The organism is Aliiroseovarius sp. S1123 (genome assembly GCF_023015885.1).
Lineage (GTDB): Bacteria > Pseudomonadota > Alphaproteobacteria > Rhodobacterales > Rhodobacteraceae > Aliiroseovarius.
In genome coordinates this window covers 164,332-181,793 of sequence record NZ_JALKBE010000007.1, presented here as the reverse complement: position 1 = coordinate 181,793, position 17,462 = coordinate 164,332, and the positions used below count along the sequence as shown (strand labels likewise).

Annotated in this window: 16 protein-coding genes and 1 pseudogene; 9 read left to right on the top strand and 8 right to left on the bottom strand. The window is 54.6% G+C overall.

The genetic code is table 11. The annotated features are described in order from the left end of the window. Together MWU53_RS13570 and MWU53_RS13565 are read left to right on the top strand one after the other, a co-directional pair. A partial coding sequence (locus MWU53_RS13570) for an integrase core domain-containing protein (protein WP_247094194.1) occupies window positions 1–100 on the top strand: 100 nt, incomplete at its 5' end. Window positions 101–369: 269 nt separating this feature from the next. Continuing rightward, window positions 370–621, top strand: a complete 252-nt coding sequence (locus tag MWU53_RS13565; RefSeq protein ID WP_247094185.1) for a hypothetical protein — start codon at window positions 370–372, stop codon at window positions 619–621. Window positions 622–822: 201 nt separating this feature from the next. On the opposite strand, the gene MWU53_RS13560 is transcribed toward MWU53_RS13565, so the two are convergent. Next, window positions 823–1,380, bottom strand: coding sequence for a CIA30 family protein (locus MWU53_RS13560; protein ID WP_247094184.1), 558 nt, complete (start codon window positions 1,378–1,380; stop codon window positions 823–825). A 297-nt stretch (window positions 1,381–1,677) separates the two neighbouring features. On the opposite strand from MWU53_RS13560, the gene MWU53_RS13555 reads away from it, so the two are divergent. Genes MWU53_RS13555 through MWU53_RS13540 form a run of 4 tightly spaced genes read left to right on the top strand, consistent with a single transcriptional unit; the run spans window position 1,678 to window position 4,764 of the window. After that, the gene (locus MWU53_RS13555; RefSeq protein ID WP_247094183.1) at window positions 1,678–2,085 is read left to right on the top strand and encodes a DUF393 domain-containing protein; all 408 of its coding nucleotides are present in this window, start codon (window positions 1,678–1,680) and stop codon (window positions 2,083–2,085) included. Next, window positions 2,082–2,534 carry a TspO/MBR family protein gene (locus MWU53_RS13550; protein WP_247094182.1) on the top strand — a complete coding sequence of 151 codons (453 nt, stop codon included), beginning with the start codon at window positions 2,082–2,084 and terminating at the stop codon, window positions 2,532–2,534. The genes MWU53_RS13555 and MWU53_RS13550 overlap by 4 nt, the downstream gene beginning before the upstream one ends. A 14-nt stretch (window positions 2,535–2,548) precedes the next feature. Then, window positions 2,549–3,211: an SDR family NAD(P)-dependent oxidoreductase gene (locus MWU53_RS13545; protein WP_247094181.1), complete on the top strand. Its 663-nt coding sequence runs from the start codon at window positions 2,549–2,551 to the stop codon at window positions 3,209–3,211. Next, a complete protein-coding gene (locus MWU53_RS13540; protein ID WP_348647043.1) occupies window positions 3,208–4,764 on the top strand; it encodes a cryptochrome/photolyase family protein in 1,557 nt (518 codons plus the stop codon). The genes MWU53_RS13545 and MWU53_RS13540 overlap by 4 nt, the downstream gene beginning before the upstream one ends. Window positions 4,765–5,634: 870 nt before the next feature. Here the strand turns inward: MWU53_RS13540 and MWU53_RS13535 are convergent. Continuing rightward, window positions 5,635–7,056 carry a class I adenylate-forming enzyme family protein gene (locus tag MWU53_RS13535; RefSeq protein ID WP_247094180.1) on the bottom strand — a complete coding sequence of 474 codons (1,422 nt, stop codon included), beginning with the start codon at window positions 7,054–7,056 and terminating at the stop codon, window positions 5,635–5,637. A gap of 122 nt (window positions 7,057–7,178) precedes the next feature. Here MWU53_RS13535 and MWU53_RS13530 point away from each other — a divergent pair, with 122 nt between their 5' ends. Next, on the top strand, window positions 7,179–8,618 hold the full coding sequence (locus MWU53_RS13530; RefSeq protein ID WP_247094179.1) for a class I adenylate-forming enzyme family protein: 1,440 nt from the start codon (window positions 7,179–7,181) through the stop codon (window positions 8,616–8,618). A 66-nt stretch (window positions 8,619–8,684) separates the two neighbouring features. Here the strand turns inward: MWU53_RS13530 and MWU53_RS13525 are convergent, their stop codons facing one another. After that, window positions 8,685–9,290, bottom strand: coding sequence for an outer membrane beta-barrel protein (locus MWU53_RS13525; protein ID WP_247094178.1), 606 nt, complete (start codon window positions 9,288–9,290; stop codon window positions 8,685–8,687). 223 nt (window positions 9,291–9,513) lie between these two features. Next, the gene (locus MWU53_RS13520) at window positions 9,514–10,977 is read right to left on the bottom strand and encodes a class I adenylate-forming enzyme family protein (protein ID WP_247094177.1); all 1,464 of its coding nucleotides are present in this window, start codon (window positions 10,975–10,977) and stop codon (window positions 9,514–9,516) included. A 257-nt stretch (window positions 10,978–11,234) separates the two neighbouring features. Here MWU53_RS13520 and MWU53_RS13515 point away from each other — a divergent pair, with 257 nt between their 5' ends. After that, window positions 11,235–12,680 carry an aldehyde dehydrogenase family protein gene (locus MWU53_RS13515; protein WP_247094176.1) on the top strand — a complete coding sequence of 482 codons (1,446 nt, stop codon included), beginning with the start codon at window positions 11,235–11,237 and terminating at the stop codon, window positions 12,678–12,680. A gap of 15 nt (window positions 12,681–12,695) precedes the next feature. Here the strand turns inward: MWU53_RS13515 and MWU53_RS13510 are convergent, their stop codons facing one another. From MWU53_RS13510 to MWU53_RS13495, 4 genes and pseudogenes are all read right to left on the bottom strand, one after another. Continuing rightward, complete coding sequence (locus tag MWU53_RS13510; protein ID WP_247094175.1) at window positions 12,696–14,000, bottom strand: TRAP transporter large permease; 1,305 nt, start codon at window positions 13,998–14,000, stop codon at window positions 12,696–12,698. Continuing rightward, the gene (locus MWU53_RS13505; protein WP_247094174.1) at window positions 14,000–14,518 is read right to left on the bottom strand and encodes a TRAP transporter small permease subunit; all 519 of its coding nucleotides are present in this window, start codon (window positions 14,516–14,518) and stop codon (window positions 14,000–14,002) included. Before MWU53_RS13505 ends, MWU53_RS13510 begins: the two co-directional genes overlap by 1 nt. A gap of 3 nt (window positions 14,519–14,521) precedes the next feature. Next, the gene (locus tag MWU53_RS13500; protein WP_281501424.1) at window positions 14,522–15,415 is read right to left on the bottom strand and encodes a TRAP transporter substrate-binding protein; all 894 of its coding nucleotides are present in this window, start codon (window positions 15,413–15,415) and stop codon (window positions 14,522–14,524) included. Between the two features lie 802 nt (window positions 15,416–16,217). Continuing rightward, a pseudogene (locus MWU53_RS13495) lies at window positions 16,218–16,298 on the bottom strand (IS6 family transposase); the annotation flags it as partial. A 135-nt stretch (window positions 16,299–16,433) separates the two neighbouring features. On the opposite strand from MWU53_RS13495, the gene MWU53_RS13490 reads away from it, so the two are divergent. Then, window positions 16,434–17,456, top strand: a complete 1,023-nt coding sequence (locus tag MWU53_RS13490; protein WP_247094172.1) for an IS110 family transposase — start codon at window positions 16,434–16,436, stop codon at window positions 17,454–17,456. Window positions 17,457–17,462: the final 6 nt, after the last annotated feature.

The window sequence follows — 17,462 nt, the reverse complement described above, 5'->3', positions numbered from 1 at the left end:
AAAACACTACAACACCAAACGACCGCATAGTGCTCTGGGCTACCGCCCACCGGCCCCTGAAACCATCGTCCCGATGGAACAAACGCCAATCATGCACTAACATTCAAACTGGACCATTTAGGTGGGGCTGATCAACCAAACGTTTCTGGAATGCAGCACGTAGTTGAAGCGGTGACGCTCGAGTTGTCTGTGTCGGCCCAGACACACACCTTAGACCATGTAATAATTTCTGGATCGGTATGCGTTACTCAAACCGTAGTGCACCAACTCAAACGAGTTAAAACCTTTAAGTTCACAATGTGGAAAGGGTTGTCCAAATGATCCAAAGCACTGAGTCTCGCGTATTTTACTTATAGGAGGAGAAAAACAATGACTATAAGTGCTTTCATCAAAGGTTCTTGGGACGCTGTAATGGACGAGTCACAGAACCCCTTAAGAAACTACTCGTTGCCTACTGCTCACATGCTAATGCAAGTGCTGGCTTGGATGTGGAGTGCAGTGTTTTCTATTTCGGTTGGCAGCTATTTTGTGTTTGGCGTTACAGCCATAGGGCATGTACTTTTGATCGCGGGTGTTTTCATCACGCTCATGGTTTTCCGAAAGGCTAATACAAAAAACTGATCTGATTAGGATGCTTATCCCAATCTCTTTTGCTCAAAAATTGCGCCACTTCTTCGGGGTAAGTAGAAAGCGAGGTTTGGATATGAATCGAACCTCAAGCAAGGAAACTCATAGCGGGCGCATCGAGGCCGGGTATGCAAAACTACGGCCAGAATACAATTTGTGTGTGATCAGGCGAAACTGGAAAAGCGGCATTGACGATCAATAGAAGCCAATTTCCTGAACATCGACTTGGGCTTGGTGGTCTCGACCATAAGCCACGACTCCTAGTAACTTTATCGAACCTGCGCGTGGTTCCGATCTGAGCATCCGGCCAGATGCCTTGAAGGCAGAAAATGGGATGCGCACTTCCGTCCACTGTGACGTGACTTCGAAGCTTGCTTGGTAATACTGCCACGGCAGCACCGTTCCGCCAGTGCGAAGATGTATGAAATACGTTTGATCGTTCCCGCGGGTGATGAGCCTTACACCCTTTGTATCGTTTGAAAGCTTCGTGCTGAGTTCTGTTCGGAACTGAATGAAGCCACCACGATTTTCAGTACTGACATTACCTGTCATTCGCGCATACCCAGCCCCATTCTCCTTCTGAAAGCGGACTTGACCTGTTGAGACGCCGCCCATAACAGTGTCGGCAAAAAACTCCCAACGGCTTTGGGGGGCATTGTCAAAAGTTTCCAGCATCACTTGTTCTCCGAAAGCGGATGTCGCGAAACAACCGAATGAAAGGCAAAAGCCCAGAGCCGCCGCAAGTGTTTTCATTGACCTTCATCCCAATTCAATAGCGCTACAATGAAATTGTGTTTGGTCGCTCAATGTTTCAAGGACTTGCCAGCGAAAGCGTTCGACTGCCCCTCGACCACTCTGGAAAAGACTCTGGGAAATCCCGTCATGCTTCGAACCTCGAGTGGTCCAAAGGCCCCTTTGAGCCGTAATAGAAGAAATAGGAGACGCTGAAATGATCCGATTAGCAATGTTGCACGCGCTCGCTTTGGCAGCCTTTGGCGCGAAAACACTGAAATTGACCGCGTCCTGCGGGTCTATCGGGGATGTTCTGATTTGAAACTTGCGCGCAACGTTACCCCCTCTAAACTGACCCTTTTCTACGACGGCTCATGCCCGCTGTGTGTGTCGGAAATCGGATACTACAAACGGTCTGATCGTGAAAAGGCATTGGAGTTCATCGACGTTTCATCCGAGCGATTTTCAGGGGATGGAAGGATCAACAGAACCGAAGCGATGGCACGGTTCCATGTTCGATTGGCTGACGGTCGGCAAGTTTCTGGCGCGCAGGCGTTCGTCGAGGTTTGGCGTCTCGTCCCAGGCTGGCGCTGGCTGGCAAGGCTGGCAGGCCTTCCAGGCGCAGTGCGCGTTTTGGAAGTGTTTTACAGTCTGTTCTTAAGAGCTCGTCCCGTAATCGTGAGCGGTTTTACGAAAATGCAGAAGGTAACCGGCAGGTCCTCATGAAAAACGTCGGTTCGTTTCTTCTTTTCCTAGTTTTGGTCATGGGAGGTGGAATCGTTATTGGAACGCTCACCGCGCCGGGCGAATGGTATCAGAACCTGCAAAAACCCTTCTTCAATCCACCGAACTGGTTATTTGGACCAGTGTGGTCGGTGTTGTACTTGGCAATCGCCTTCGTTGGCTGGCGCGTATGGCGGCACAAATATCTCGCTAATTTGCAGCGCCTCTGGATAATTCAGATGGCCTTGAACTTCTCTTGGTCGCCGGTGTTTTTTGCCGCTCAGAAGCCCGCGTTGGCGCTTGTCATCATCCTCTGCCTGCTACTGACCATAGCGGTCTTTATTCGGGCAGCGTGGCAATCAGATCGACCGTCCGCTTTGCTTTTCGCTCCATACATCGCTTGGGTGGGTTTTGCCTCAGCCCTGAATGCCGCGATCGTTTCTCTCAACTAATCAGGAGATCGGCTTTGGAAGAACATGCACTCGTCATTGGTGCCTCAGGTGGCATCGGTCAGGCCTTGGCAAATGAACTGAAGGCGAGGGGAACGCATGTGACATGCCTTTCTCGCTCGCGGGACGGTCTGGACATTACCAGCGAAGATGCTGTGTCTACGACCCTTGGACGCCTTCAGCCCCAGTTTGACAGGATCATCGTGGCGACCGGCATCTTGTCGGGCGAAAAAGGACCGGAAAAGTCGCTGTTTGCCTTGTCCGCAGATGAGATGGAAAATCTGTTCGCGGTGAACACGATTGGGCCTGCTTTGGTTCTGAAACATGCCAAGCGCTTGTTGCCAAAAGATAAGAGAACCGTTTTTGCGGCACTCTCCGCGCGTGTTGGATCGATCGGGGACAATGGCCTTGGCGGCTGGTATTCTTACCGCGCCTCAAAAGCTGCCCTCAACCAGGTGATCAGAACGGCGTCGATCGAATTGAAACGCACGCATAAGCATCTGGTTTGCTCTGCCTTACACCCCGGTACAGTAGAGACGGAGTTCACACGGAACTACCCGCAACATAAGACGGTTCCCCCACAAGACGCGGCGAGCAACCTGCTGAATGTCATCGACAACCTTACGCCTGACGACAGCGGACAGTTTTTCGACTGGGCCGGGAAAAGGGTTCCATGGTGAGCGCGCCCTCTGAACCGAGTACCACCAGCGACCGCCCACGTATCGTTCTGATCCTAGGGGATCAGCTTTCACCCGACATGGATGCATTGAGGAACGCGAACCCGGATAAAGACATTGTTCTGATGGCAGAGGTTCTCGATGAAGCCACCTATGTCCCGCATCACAAAAAGAAAATTGCGTTCATATTCTCGGCCATGCGCCATTTTGCCCAGGAGCTTAGGGCAGCCGGGTGGCAAGTCAGTTATACGCGCCTGACCGATCCTGAAAACACTGGATCGCTACGCGGCGAGGTTCAGCGTGCCGTCACCCAGCACCGCGCCGGCGGTGTAATCGTGACCGAACCGGGCAAGTATCGGTTGAAAGCCGACATGCAGGCCTGGCCTGATGAACTGCACGTGGACGTTCACTACTTGGAAGACACTCGGTTCCTGGCCAGCCATGCAGAGTTTCAACGCTGGACCAAGGGACGCAAACAGCTTCGAATGGAATTTTTCTATCGCGAGATGCGCCGGAAGACCGGCTTGCTGATGCAGGACGATCAGCCCGAGGGCGGCAGGTGGAACTACGATGCAGAGAACCGCAAACCCGCCAAACGCGACTTGTTCATGCCCCAGCCGTTTCAGATCAGTCCGGACGCCATTACAAACGAGGTCCTTGATTTGGTCGAGGCCGAGTTTGCCGACAATTTCGGCACGCTTCGCCCGTTCTGGTACGCCGTCACACGGGACGGCGCGCATGATGCTCTCAGCCATTTCATCGAACACTCACTACCCCATTTCGGGGACTATCAGGATGCGATGCTGGACGGAGAACCATTTCTGTATCACGCGGTTCTGTCGCTCTACATTAATGTCGGCCTGCTAGACCCACTAGAAGTATGCCGCCACGTCGAAAAGGCGTATCTTGATGGCGACGCACCACTCAACGCCGCCGAAGGATTCATTCGGCAAATTATCGGCTGGCGCGAATTCGTTCGCGGTGTCTATTGGTTGAAGATGCCCGGTTATACTGATGAGAATTTCTTCTCTGCAGAGCGTGATTTGCCCGCGTTCTTTTGGACCGGCGAAACCGATATGGCCTGCTTGTCGGCAGCAATCGGCCAGACCCGTGAATACGCCTACGCACATCATATCCAACGGTTAATGGTGACCGGAAACTTTGCCTTGCTGGCCGGCGTGGATCCCAAGCAAGTTCATGAATGGTACCTGGCCGTTTATTTGGACGCCTACGAATGGGTCGAGGCGCCAAACGTCATCGGGATGAGCCAGTTTGCCGATGGTGGCCTGCTCGGATCCAAGCCGTATGCGGCGAGCGGTAATTATATAGACAAAATGTCTGATTACTGCGGCCAATGCAGATTTGACGTGAAGAAGAAAACCGGCGAGTCCGCCTGCCCGTTCAATGCACTCTATTGGGATTTCCTTATCCGAAACCAAGCCAAGTTGCGGTCCAATCCACGTCTGGGACATGTCTTTCGGAATTGGGACAGGATGGACGAGGACAAAAAATCCGCCTACCTTGCCCATGCAAACACAATGAAAGAAGCTCTTTAACCAACAAGCAAAGCCTGTGCTGGACATAGGGCTCGTCAGCCCAAGCGTTTCACGATGTTAGCGGCACTATTTCATCATCTTCTGTCTCGCAGTTCTTAGCGATGCAGTACTAAACAACGATTCCGTGATACCCGATTAAACTGAAGATCGAATAATTCAGATTGACCTCTTCCAACTTGGTTCAGTCCTCGTTTTTCCATTGCCTGCGTCGAAACTACCGCAACATTCGTCACTTGTGCTCCGAAGCCGCAGTACGCTGCGATAGTTCCACAGGTTGCTTCGGCGTGTTCACCACATCTCTCACCCAAATCGAGTGACACAGAGGTGACACAGGACTGCATGCAAACTGGTGACACGATGTGCGAACGGTAGACGGATACCGCCTAACCTGTTCAAACTATTATCTAATCTGGGAAAGAGATTTGGTGGAGCCTAGCGGGGTCGAACCGCTGACCTCTTGCATGCCATGAGAGAGATCAGTCAGTCAGGTCAGTCGAGGTGATTGAACGGAAATGGGTGGAAGTGAACCTAACTGACGGCTCGCTGGAACTGCGGCAATCCAAGTTAAAAGTGCACTTTCGTGCAAACTGGTAGAAATTCGTTAAGTTTGGTTTTGGTGACCAGAGGGTGACAAGGAACGAGGTCCCGCAGATCGCAAGTATCTTCAAAGGGCAGCCTAGAAACTGGGCCGCTCAATGCAGGACTTATGCCCTATGAGATTGGACGAAATCACGAGTTAGCGCTGTTTCAGGATCGCGCGATTTCAGGGGGCCTAATTGGTTCCCTCAGCGTGCGCGGCCTAAGGTCAGTTACCTTGAGTTCGGTCAATCAGCCTTCCTGCGCCCTCTCCACGTCATATGGGGATTTGTATCATCCCGCCGAATACTCTGCGGTGAGTGCATCCCGTTTCACTTTACCTGTTTCCCCATAGGGCAGCCTGTCTCTCAGGAAGACTCTATACTCGTACAAGGCGTTGAAGCCGCTTTTCAAACACCGCTCAAGCGCTTCAACGTCAAATTCCGCCCCCCCGGAGACAGCGACCCCAACAGCGTCAATTCCAGTCTCAGTGGGCAGGCGGAACACCGCGACCTCCGACACCATACCCATCTTCAGGATGGCTTGTTCGACCACCATTGGGGACACCTTGTTCCCGCCTGTGTTGATCAGGTCTGACTTTCGGCCAACCAGAACAAGCTCCCCACTTTTTTGCAAATGCCCTATGTCCCCGGTCGAGACCCAGCCGTCTTGATCCGCCAGCGCTTCGTCGCCAGGATAGTTCTGGGTCTGCAAATTCCGAGGGGGCTTCATAAACAGCTCCCCTCCTGTTTCTGTGGGGGAAAGCGCGCCATCTTCAGTGACGAATTTGAAGTCGAACCCCGGCCAGATACGTCCGACCAATCCCGGGGTCGCCTCGGTGTTACGCGCCCGCGCACAGGCGATAGTGTCAGTCTCGGTACTGCCGTAGTCGGTAAAAACCTCGGCACCGAAGATGCGTTCGCAATCCTGCGCAAAGCTGGCCGACAGCGCACCGCCTCCAACATTGATGCGCTCAAGCAACGGCGTTTGGATGTCGGCATCCGCAGCGAACTCTGCCAAGCGTTTCAGGTGGATAGGTGGCACAAACGCATGGGTAACCTTGCAATCCACCAACGTTGTCAGCGTTTGCTCGACAGACCACAGCATCGGCATCTGCATCTGCATCTGCAACAGCGCCGTGGCCACGGATTTAATACCGATCAAAGTTCCATAATTATGCGCAACCAGAACCGGCCCGTTCAGTTCGCCCCGTGCGACGAGGCCGTTGTTGATACGTGCCATGAACACCTCTTCGGTATCACGACGCAACTTGGGAAGCCCGGTGGTGCCCGATGTCGCGTGAATGATCCCGCCGCCCGGCGTAATCGGAGTGTAGGTTTCTGCAGGCCCCGCCCACGTAGCATCGAAAACGAGCGAATTGGGATGGTCAGTAAGCTTGCCATCCGAGGAAACGATAGACCAATCAACCCGGATTGGACCATTTTGCAGCATGGTCTCGGGCGTGACGGCGATCGGATAGGCACCAAGGCGCATGATCGCAAACTTCAGGGCGGCAAAGGCAACCGGTTCGCGATGGTCGACGACAACATGATGCCCCGGCTGCACCCCCGCTTGGGACATCCGTTCAGCAAACCGCAAGATCGCATCAAAGAAATCCTGAAAAGTGACCACGCCGCCGCTTGGCTCGATGAAGGCCGGTTGGCGACCGAACGCGGTGCAAACTCTCTCGATCCGCTCTGAAAATGTACTGCCCATCTGTGTCACCTTGCTGTTCGAACGTCCAAGGAACTATCTGAAGCCTCGCACCTTTTCTACTGTTGTGCTATCCGAAATACGCAATGGAAATGACCCCTTGCTTCAGACAGTGGAAGATATGAATGACCGCAAGTTTGTTTGATCTGTTTTCGCGTACAGCGAACACTTTCCCCGACCGAATTGCGCTGATTACGGAAAGCAGCCAGATGTCTTTTCAAGACATTCTCGATCTGGTTGGCGTTTTGGATATGCAGCTTCAGACCCGTGGCGTGCGCGAAGGTGACGTGGTGGTTCTTTCCACCGCGCGGGCCGAGATGGTGATCGCTTTTGCACTGCTTCTGTCAAAACGTTCCCTGAGTGTCATTTTCGCGCCGGTTGAACGTGCGATGGCCGCCGGAATCGACTTCGACAGGGTCATATCAACAAAAGCCCATCCGGACCTTCCTGAGGACAAACAGATCATCATCAGCCCAGAATGGTTTACCCTGATGGGGGCGGTTCCAGAGCTGGGCGCGCCAAGCAGCCGCGGCAACGGTACCTTCGTTTTCTCGACTTCAGGTACCACGGGCCAACCCCGGTTTGTAAACTTCCCCGAAGCCAGCCGACTGCATGATGTGTTGGCCATGCGTACGATCCCGGAAGACGACCTGCAGCGGATACGCTTTATGACCACTGCCGGGGCCAACACAGGCCTTGCCATGAACAACAACCTGTCAGTGATCTTGGCAGGTGGGTCAGTGGTTGCGCTGGACAAAGACAGCTCCAAAGCGCTCCAGTTTGCCAACCTTTGGCGGGTCTCGCATCTGATGACCATGCCTGCGGTCATTCAGCAGGCGCTGCAAATGCCAAACGCCACGCAGTATCTATCGACACTCGAAGAAATCGAGATCGGGGGGGCGCAGGCACCTGATCCATTGCTGGCAGAGCTTTCAACAGTTACACGCGCGTCGATCGTCACCTCGTTCGGCGCGACGGAAACCGGTGCCCTCTTTCGCAGACCTGTCGCCGAAGGCACTGCGCGCCAACCGGGCGAGATCGGATATCTGTTCCGCGATGATGTTGACATCATTTTTCTCGACGAGACCCTAAAGGTGCAACCAGACGCGGAAGAGGGGATCATTGGCATTCGGCTTCCCGTCGAGGCACCCCGCGCGTATTTGGGAGAGGATCAGTTGCAGGGCGGAACGGGCTTCAATGACGGCGTGTTTGTGTCCGGGGACTGGGGTAAACGAGACGGCGATGCGTATTTCGTCACCGGACGCATGAAACGCATTCTGAACCTTAACGGGTCAAAGTTCTCATTGGACGAAATTCACTTCTGGCTTGGCACACATCTTCCCGAAGGAGCGGAACTTGCTGTGGCTGCGACGAAGGATCCACACGGGATGGAGCAGTTGGAAATCTTCGTCGCGAACGCCAACAATGTCTCGCGTGCGGATCTGGATCGCGCCTTGTCGAAACGCTGGAAATACCTGAGCATCGGCCAATACCACGAAATCGAGAAGATGCCGTTGACCGACAGCGGCAAGATCGACTTCCGCGCCCTTACACAAATGGCGTAAGCGAACTGACCAAAGAAAAGGCCGCCCGAAGGCGGCCTTTCTTTTTATCGTGATCTCGTTCTTAGATCAGAACTGGAAACCAATCCGAACACCGGCAGTTACCAGAGGCGAACGGATCTTATCATCCGACCCACCGCCTTCTTCGTTGTAGTTCATGACCTGACGACCAGTCAGATCTGCACCAATGAACATGCCGTTATCAAGGTTGGTCTGGAAACCAACGCCCAGCGAAATACCGTTGGGGTTGCCATCAAGATCATCCTCGATGATCGACTGCGCGGTCCAGTAGCCAAGGCTTGCATAAAGCATGCTGCTTTCGCCGATGACCGTACCAACGCGAGCGCGCAGGTCGAACATGTTTGTCAGGCCGTAGGAGTAGCCGGGATCATTGTCGTAGCCGTTATAGGTGTGGCCTGGCGAATAGGCCAGTTCGACACCATAAACCAAGCTTTCGCCTGCCCAGTTGTGACCTGCGAAGATCGAAAAGTCCGGCTTGGCGCTCACACCGTAGTCATAGTCCAGATCTTGGAACTGACCAGCTGTCGTGCTGATCCCAAGACCGCCATAGAACCCGGCGAATTCCTGCGGATCGGCCTGTGCGGCCGTCGCCATTGCCATCGTGCTGACTGCGCCGCCAGCTACGACTGCAACGATTTCTCTATTTGCATTCATTGCATACTCCCCTCAAATGCTTGCTTTCCGAAACCTAATTCTGAAACTACTTAGTCCATTGCGTTTTTTCTACACAAAAGAGTATGGCTCGTTCAATTAAGCCATATTGTAATATTTTGTGTCACCGTCGCCACGATCCGCGTGTAATTCCACCCACTTCAATCTACTTTTGATTGCATCCTGTGTGCGCTATTCATGTTTACATGACCTACCAATGCGCACCTTACGTTGCTTTCTGCGAATCCCGAGCTGCTTTTGCCTGTTCGATACAGGCTTTGCGATCTGGCTTTCCGCTGGCAATCCGGGGAATAGCCTGCGTGAAAATGAACCGGTCAGGGACGACTTCCGAGGAGAACGCCGAGGCCAGCATAATTTTGGCTTCGAAGATGATGTCGGGCCTTACAGCCCCTTCATCCGCCTGAACAAGAGCCACCAGAAAGCCCTGCTTTCCTTCTTCCTCGAGCAAGAAAACGATCGCGTCATTTACGCCCGGAACCGCCTGCAGTGTGAACTCCAGCAGATTGATATTCACCTTGATTCCACCAAGGTTAAGTATGTCACTTTGTCGGCCGATCGTGGCAAAATCGCCTTCACGGCTAATGACCCCCTTGTCCCCGGGATAGAACCACCCATCGCGAAAAGCTTGACCTTCTGCCGAGGCATTCTTCAGATAGCCGGGCGCAAGATAGGCGTTACGGATTCGGACAAACCCCTCGGCCCCTGGCGCAACCCGCTGCCCCGCGTCATCCACAATCTCGACGTCTGAATCACGCCATAGCGTTTCGGTCCGCACGGTCCCATCGTCAACAAGGGTTTTTCGGTTTTGCAACACTATGCTGGTCTCGGTCGCCCCGTATGTGTTCACAACAACTTCGAAGTTCTGCAACAATGATGCCGCCAATGCCTCGGACATACCATCGCCTCCAATCAGCGCCTTGCGGAGCTTGCACGGAAGGGGCTCTTCAGGAAGCAATTCCTGAATTTGTCGCGGCGAGGCGAATACGTGCGACACCCCAAGCGTCAGCCAAACTGACGGGTCCAATCCATAGACCAAACTCCCCCCACTGATCAAAAGGCTAAGGGCGCGAAACAGCGTCGGAGGCGAATGCTGCGCAAACAGGAAAACGCATTTCTCATCCCCAGTCGGAAACTCGTCAAAACAAGCTTGAATACGCTTTACCATATTGGCATGGCCGAACTCCATGTACTTGGGCGTTCCCGTTGTACCTGAAGACGGCAAATACACCCAAACATCTTCGTCGCTTTGAAAACCTGGAAAGCGCGGAGGCTTGTCCGGCGCATACCCGGAAGGAGGACGCTGCCAGGTTTCGTCAATGCGGTTCCACCGATCACCTCTGGGCTTCTCGTCCTCATCCCACATAGCAAACTTATGGGTCACCTGGACGTCGCTCAACCGCTCAAAATCAGCATTCTCATAGACCCAGCCACAGCCATTCAGCGCAGATGCGAACAGCGATGCGATGATTATCTGCGGGTCATCTGTCTTGATCGAGATGACTGAACCGGGCTTGACGCCGTTGTATTCGAAATGTGCGGCAAAGACAGAAATCATACCCGCCAGCTCGACATAAGTGGTTCTTCCACTGTCGCTAAGAAGCGCGGGCTTCTCGGGGTGCCGCCTGACGGTTTCGAAGAACTGAATCGCTATGTTCTTTAGGTTTTCCATCGTCTTGCCAAACACCCTTGCAAATATCTTATGCGCTTTTCCTAGACCCATTTTGCCCCGAACGCGAGAGGATAGCTCTCCAGCGCGCGCTCCTGAAAAAACTGCTGAGTGTACCCTGAACGGTCTTCGCGACCCTTGCTTGCAGAAACGCCGTCGCAATGCCTGCCCAACGGAACTGTATTTTCCTTGGCCCCCAGCAACTCTGTGGGCATAAATACGCACATAGAGTAGGGCGGTTAGCGAAAGGTAATGTCGTGTTGAAAACAGGGGACCATTTCATCGGCGGAGAGTTCGTTTCACTAGCTCCACATGGTACTGAAGAGAGTCTGAACCCGGCGACCGGAGAGGTATTGGGGCACGCCCCCAAAGGCTCGCGTGCACTCGCCGTTCAGGCCGCCGAGGTCGCCCGAGACGTGTTCGAGACGACCGACTGGGCGTCGTCCCCGCGCATCCGCGCAGCCGCACTACTGGAATTCGCCGACCGACTGGAAGCACGCAAAGAGGAACTGGCCAAACTGCTGTGCATGGAAAGCGGGAAGCTCTTGCCGCAAGCGACGCATGAAATCGGCGCCGGGATCGGCGAGGCGCGCTATTACGCTGGCATCGCCCGCAACATCTTTGGCCGCACATTCGAAAGCGGGCCGGGCAACCTATCCCTGATGACTCGCGAGGCTGCCGGAGTGGTTTCGGTCATTGTGCCCTGGAATGCCCCGGTGACGCTGCTGGTGCGGTCTGTTGCCCCGGCCTTGGCCGCAGGGTGCACGGTCGTGGTGAAACCCGCGGTGCAAACACCACTGACAAATGCGCTCGTCATGCAGTGCTTTGCCGAAACGGAATTGCTGCCAAGGGGCGCGGTGAACTCAGTCAACGAAAATGGGACTGAAGTGGGCGAGGTTCTGTCCTCGCATGACGAGATCGACGTGATCTCGTTCACAGGATCGACACGTACCGGCGCTGTGATCATGGGCAACGCGTCACGCACGATCAAACAAGTGTCTCTGGAACTTGGTGGCAAGGCCCCTGCCCTTGTTTTCGACGACGCGGACATCGACGCATCAGTCGCCGAAATCGCCCGTGGGGCGATGGCCCTAAACGGGCAGATGTGCACCGCGATCAGTCGCGTCCTCGTTGACGCCCGCGTCTATGACAAAGTGAAATCCGCTTTGAAGCAAACCCTTGCATCCCTCAAGATTGGCAACCCGATGCAGCCCGGCATACAGCTTGGCCCCTTGATCGACCGGGCCAATCAGGAACGGGTGCTCGACGTAATTTCGAAGGCACAGGCCGAGGCGGCAGGCACGGTATTGCGCGGTGAAGCCCCAGGCGGCAACCTTTCTATGGGCGCGTTCGTCACCCCATCGATCTTCGAGGTTGAAGACCTAAACAGCTGGATTATTCAGGACGAGCTGTTCGCACCAATTGTCACCCTTGAACAGTTCGAAAGCGAAGATGACGCCATCGCCCGCGCGAATGCAACGCGGTTTGGACTGGCCTCAAGCGTCTATACCAAGGACCTGAACCGCTCGATGCGGGTCAGCCGGAAGTTGAAATTCGGGACTGTCTGGCTGAACTGCCACAACCGGCTGATGGCCGAAGTTGAAACGGGTGGCTACCGCACAAGCGGCGTCGGTCGGCTGCATGGCGTCGAAGCCATGAATGAGTTTCTGGAAACCAAACACATCTATCTGGAAGTTGGCGGATAACTCCACCAACGCGCGTCATCCAAACATGGAGTCGGGAAGCACCAAGGCGATGGCTGGGAACAGCAGGATCAGAATGACGGCTGCCAGCATCGCAAACCAGAACGGCCAAATGCCGCGGAAGATTTCCTCCAGCCCGACCCCTTTGGAAATGCTTTTCACCACGAAGACATTCACCCCCACCGGGGGCGAGATCAGACCCATTTCCAACACGATCACCATCAGCACGCCGAACCAGATCATGTCGATGCCCAAGGGCTCGATCACCGGCTGAATCAGCGGGACGGTCAAGACAAGGATCGCAAACCCGTCCATGAACATGCCAAGGATGATGAACAGGATAAGAAAGCCCACAACGACCTGCATTCCGGTAAAACCCTTAGCCTCGACCCAAAGTGTCAGGTCATGCGTCACGGCGGTGAAGCCGATAAACGTCTTGAAGACAAACGCGCCGAACAGGATCATGAAAACGGTACCGCTGGAACTGAGCGTGTTTTCGGCCGCTTCCCGCAGATTTTCCCAACTTGCCTTCTTGCGCAGTATCGTCACCCCCAGCGCCAGCACCGCACCGATGCCCGAGGCTTCGATCGCAGAAAAGACACCCGTGTAAATCCCGCCGATGGTCAAAACAATGATCCCGATGATCCAACCGGCCTTTCCAAGTGCCCGGAACCGATGCCCCATCGGGGTCGGTGCGGTGGATTTCGGGGCTTTGGAAGGATCGCGCCACACCACGATCCAGATCGCCAACAGAAACAGAACCGTCAAAAGAAGTCCGGGCAAAACTCCGGCCAAGAAAAGTCGGCCAATGCTTTCCTCGGTCAGGATGGCGTAGATGACGAACCCTGCAGATGGCGGGATGAGAATGCCAAGCGTGCCACCCGCGGCAATCGCCCCGGTCGCCAGACTGTTGTCATAGTTGTACCGCTGCATTTGAGGCAGCCCTACGCGGCCCATTGTCAATGCGGCGGCAAGTGACGAACCGGACAGGGCCGAGAACCCGGCGCACCCGACGATGGTCGCGCTTGCCAGCCCGCCTTTCTTATGGCCAAGCCACGCATGGGTCGCATCATAGAGGTCACGGCTCATCCCGGATATGCCCGCCAGATTTCCCATGAACACGAACAAAGGGATGATAATCAGCGGATAGTTGGACGCCTCGGCAAAAATCTCGCCCGCCAATTTCGGCATCGCAGCCTTTTCTCGGATCACCCATATCCCGCCGGTGCCCACCAAAAGCATGGCAACGCCAACGGGCATCCGCAGGAACAATAATGCAAACAGCGCAACAAACCCCGCCAGCGCGAGGACGGATCCGTCCATCAGTCGTCCCCCTCGTTCAGGTCGCGTCCGACCAACAGGGACACGCCGCGCAGGCTGAGGTGAAGGGCGTAGAAGACAAACGCGGCGGACAGAACCCAGAAGAACGGCCGATGTTCGATGGACAGGTTCGAGGTGATGCAGGCTTTCTCGATACCACAGGCTTTGGTGACAAGCGCGCCGGCGGCAACAAAGCATGTGGCGGCAGCTAGAAGATGAATGCCCGTGTCTGTCCAGCGCGTTACCCTTTTGTCCGCCACCTTGTCGATAAGGTTGATCGATACATGCGATCCACGGCGCGCCCCAAAACTGACGGCCCCAGCGGCCACAAGCGTTAACGAGACCACCGAGAGATCCTCGATCCCAAAAATTGGTGCGTTCAGAACATACCGCGAGACTACGGCCACAACGGTGATGCCCAACAAAGCCACCAAGCCAATCGATCCCACAATGGCAAAAAGCCCGGCACACTGGCCGAGCTTTCTGTCAATCCAATCGAGAAGTCCGATCAGCTTCGCCAAGTCTTATTCACCCTGCATCACGCTAAACACACCGCCAACTGTGCTGGCTCCTGCAGGCTGTTCCAGCACACCCGGAAGCGCCTCTTCGATGACAGCATTCCAGCGGGCTTTCTCAGCCGCGTCAATGTCGATCACTTCCAGACCAGCTTTGCGAACCAGATCAAGACCGCGCTTCGATGCGGCCGCAAATCCTTGCGCGCCGCTTTCGGCAAGAGACGCATCAGCGGCGGCATCGATCCAGGCACGCTGCTGGTCGCTCATACCCTCGTACACATCCTTGTTCATCAGCAGTACAAAGGCCGAGCCCGATCCTGGAAACCATGTCGTCACATAGTTTGCAACTTCGTGCAGCTTGAACGACCCGATGCCCGAAGGCGCGATTGCGATTGCGTCGATGACACCGTTTGCCAAATTCTGGTTCACAACGCTGACGGGCTGACCCACGGGGCTTGCGCCAAGCGCTTTCACAAACGGAACTTGACCTGCCGATGTCACGCGCACTTTAAGCCCCTGAAGATCTTCCAACGAGCGTACAGGCGCGTCTTTGGTCAGCAGAACTGGGGGTGAGTTCGCCCAAATCGACAGGACTTTTGCGTTATACTCTTCCTCGAGCAAACCACGCGCGCGTTGAAGTGCTGCCGTGCAGCTGGGCGCGTCCGAGCAGAGCCCCGGAAGGTTAATGACGTTGGTCATCGGGAATACATCGCTGGTATAACCCGGCAACGTGAAAACAATATCAGCAACTCCATCCAACAGGATCGAATACTGTTTGGGCGGAACCGAGTTCAGCGCACCCCCGGGGAACTGCTTCACGGTCAGTTCGCCGTTAGATTCCTCTGCAAGGCGTTCAGCGAACGGAATGAATACCGCTTTGTTCATAGGGTGTTTGGGGCCCATGAAATAGGCAAGGGACAGTTCATCTGCCTTCGCACCCCCCCCCACGCTCATCATAAAAGCACAGACTAAACCCAAGATTTTCCGCATTTCCATTCCCATCTTTGCAATTACTTTCAGAAAGCCATCAGCGTGAATTGCCGATGCTGATCGCAGCCAGCCCCAACCGTTCCGAGGAACAAAATTAACGTGTGCATCGAACCCAACTAGAACCAACTCACTCCTTTAACAACGGGTACGCTTAAATTTCAACAGAAGGCTGAATACTGGCTCGCCTCCACACTGCTAGAGATTGCGAATTCGGTGACTCTTGATCAGCCTCAGCGTAGCGTAACTAGGGCGATGGCGCCTTTGTCGGACGCCCTCTTTGGGCCGAATTCTGCAATATCACTAATTCGACCTAGACAACAATCTGGCCATGCTTGGGGCTTTCCTCACATCTCTCACCCCAATCGAGTGACACAGAGGTGACACAGAGGTGACACAGGACTGCATGCAAACTGGTGACAAGATATCCAACAGGTAGGCGGATACCATGCAACCGGTTCAAACCATTATCAAATCTGGGAAAGAAATTTGGTGGAGCCTAGCGGGGTCGAACCGCTGACCTCTTGCATGCCATGGGCGAGATTGGTTTGTTGGGCCAGTTGAGGTGAATGGAGGATAGTGAAGGGGAATGAGCCTAATTCGATATTTTGAGAATGTGCGCTGATCTGGGTGAAAGGTTCGATTTGGTCCAGTTTCGTGGGAACTCGTTGTGTTTGGCAGTGGTGACCGGACAGTCACAAAGGACCATTTGAGGGCGGAATCTGACGTACAACATCACCGCTAGGCGGATGATCTCAGGACTGGTTTTGAAATAGCGAAATGGGGAGCATTTGGACATGGCCGGACGCTAGTTCAGCGCCCTGCCCGCCTCAAGTTGGTTTCTTCTGATGGTGTGGACGGCTCCACCCGCACGGCATCTCAATGTGCCATGTTGGTGCTGTTAGAAAACCAACAAAAGATAGGAGCCATCCACATGGAGATTACAACACTGGGGATCGATTTAGCCAAGTCCGTCTTGCAACTTCACGGCGTTGATGAACGAGGCAGGATTGTCCTGCAAAAGAAATTGCGCAGAGGGGCGGTTCTGACCTTCCTGTCGAAACTGGATCCCTGCCTGATTGGCATGGAGGCCTGCGCAACATCACACTTCTGGGCACGCCAGATCGCAGCATTGGGCCATGACGTTCGCCTAATCCCGCCTTCTTACGTGAAGCCATATGTGAAGCGGCAGAAAAACGATGCAGCTGATGCAGAGGCAATCTGTGAGGCGGTCACTCGACCGAGCATGCGATTTGTTCCTATCAAGACTGAGGAACAGCAAAGCGTGCTGGTGCTTCATCGGTCACGCGACTTGCTGATGCGGCAACGCACGATGATCCTGAATGCGATCCGAGCCCACATGGCTGAATTTGGGATCGTTGCCCCACAGGGACCACGCAAAGTGATCGACCTTGTCATGCGCCTGCATAATGGAGACCATACCGAGTTGCCAGACTTTGCCCGATTTGCACTCTTGGCCCTAGGGAAGCAACTCGAGAACCTGGCAGATGAGATCCGCAAAATCGAACGCAAGCTGTTGGTCTGGCACCGGCAAACCCACGCCAGTCAGTGTCTCGAGACAATTCCGGGCGTGGGTTTCATCACCGCCACAGCGCTCGCGGCCAGCGTGCCGGACCCGTCGGTCTTCAAGTCCGGGCGGCAGTTCGCGGCCTGGTTAGGGTTGGTACCTCGGCAGAACTCCTCAGGTGGCAAGGATCGGCTGGGACGGATATCAAAGATGGGCAACGGGTATTTGAGGCGACTGCTTGTCGTCGGCGCCACCTCAGTGACCCGGCGCGCTGCCACCATCGACACCCGAACGGGCGTCTGGGTCAGATCTCTCTTAGAGCGTAAGCCAACCCGGCTCGTCACAGTAGCCATCGCCAATAAAACCGCCCGCACTGCATGGGCGCTGCTTGCAAAGAAAGAAAGCTACAACGCCCCATCGGTCAACTGAAAGAAG

Bases quoted from the DNA above. Each gene is read 5' to 3' on its own strand.
- MWU53_RS13520 (WP_247094177.1), bottom strand. From the start codon at position 10,977: ATGGAAAACCTAAAGAACATAGCGATTCAGTTCTTCGAAACCGTCAGG.
- MWU53_RS13500 (WP_281501424.1), bottom strand. From the start codon at position 15,415: ATGGGCCCCAAACACCCTATGAACAAAGCGGTATTCATTCCGTTCGCT.
- MWU53_RS13525 (WP_247094178.1), bottom strand. From the start codon at position 9,290: ATGAATGCAAATAGAGAAATCGTTGCAGTCGTAGCTGGCGGCGCAGTC.
- MWU53_RS13535 (WP_247094180.1), bottom strand. From the start codon at position 7,056: ATGGGCAGTACATTTTCAGAGCGGATCGAGAGAGTTTGCACCGCGTTC.
- MWU53_RS13550 (WP_247094182.1), top strand. From the start codon at position 2,082: ATGAAAAACGTCGGTTCGTTTCTTCTTTTCCTAGTTTTGGTCATGGGA.
- MWU53_RS13565 (WP_247094185.1), top strand. From the start codon at position 370: ATGACTATAAGTGCTTTCATCAAAGGTTCTTGGGACGCTGTAATGGAC.
- MWU53_RS13510 (WP_247094175.1), bottom strand. From the start codon at position 14,000: ATGGACGGATCCGTCCTCGCGCTGGCGGGGTTTGTTGCGCTGTTTGCA.
- MWU53_RS13530 (WP_247094179.1), top strand. From the start codon at position 7,179: ATGACCGCAAGTTTGTTTGATCTGTTTTCGCGTACAGCGAACACTTTC.
- MWU53_RS13560 (WP_247094184.1), bottom strand. From the start codon at position 1,380: ATGAAAACACTTGCGGCGGCTCTGGGCTTTTGCCTTTCATTCGGTTGT.
- MWU53_RS13490 (WP_247094172.1), top strand. From the start codon at position 16,434: ATGGAGATTACAACACTGGGGATCGATTTAGCCAAGTCCGTCTTGCAA.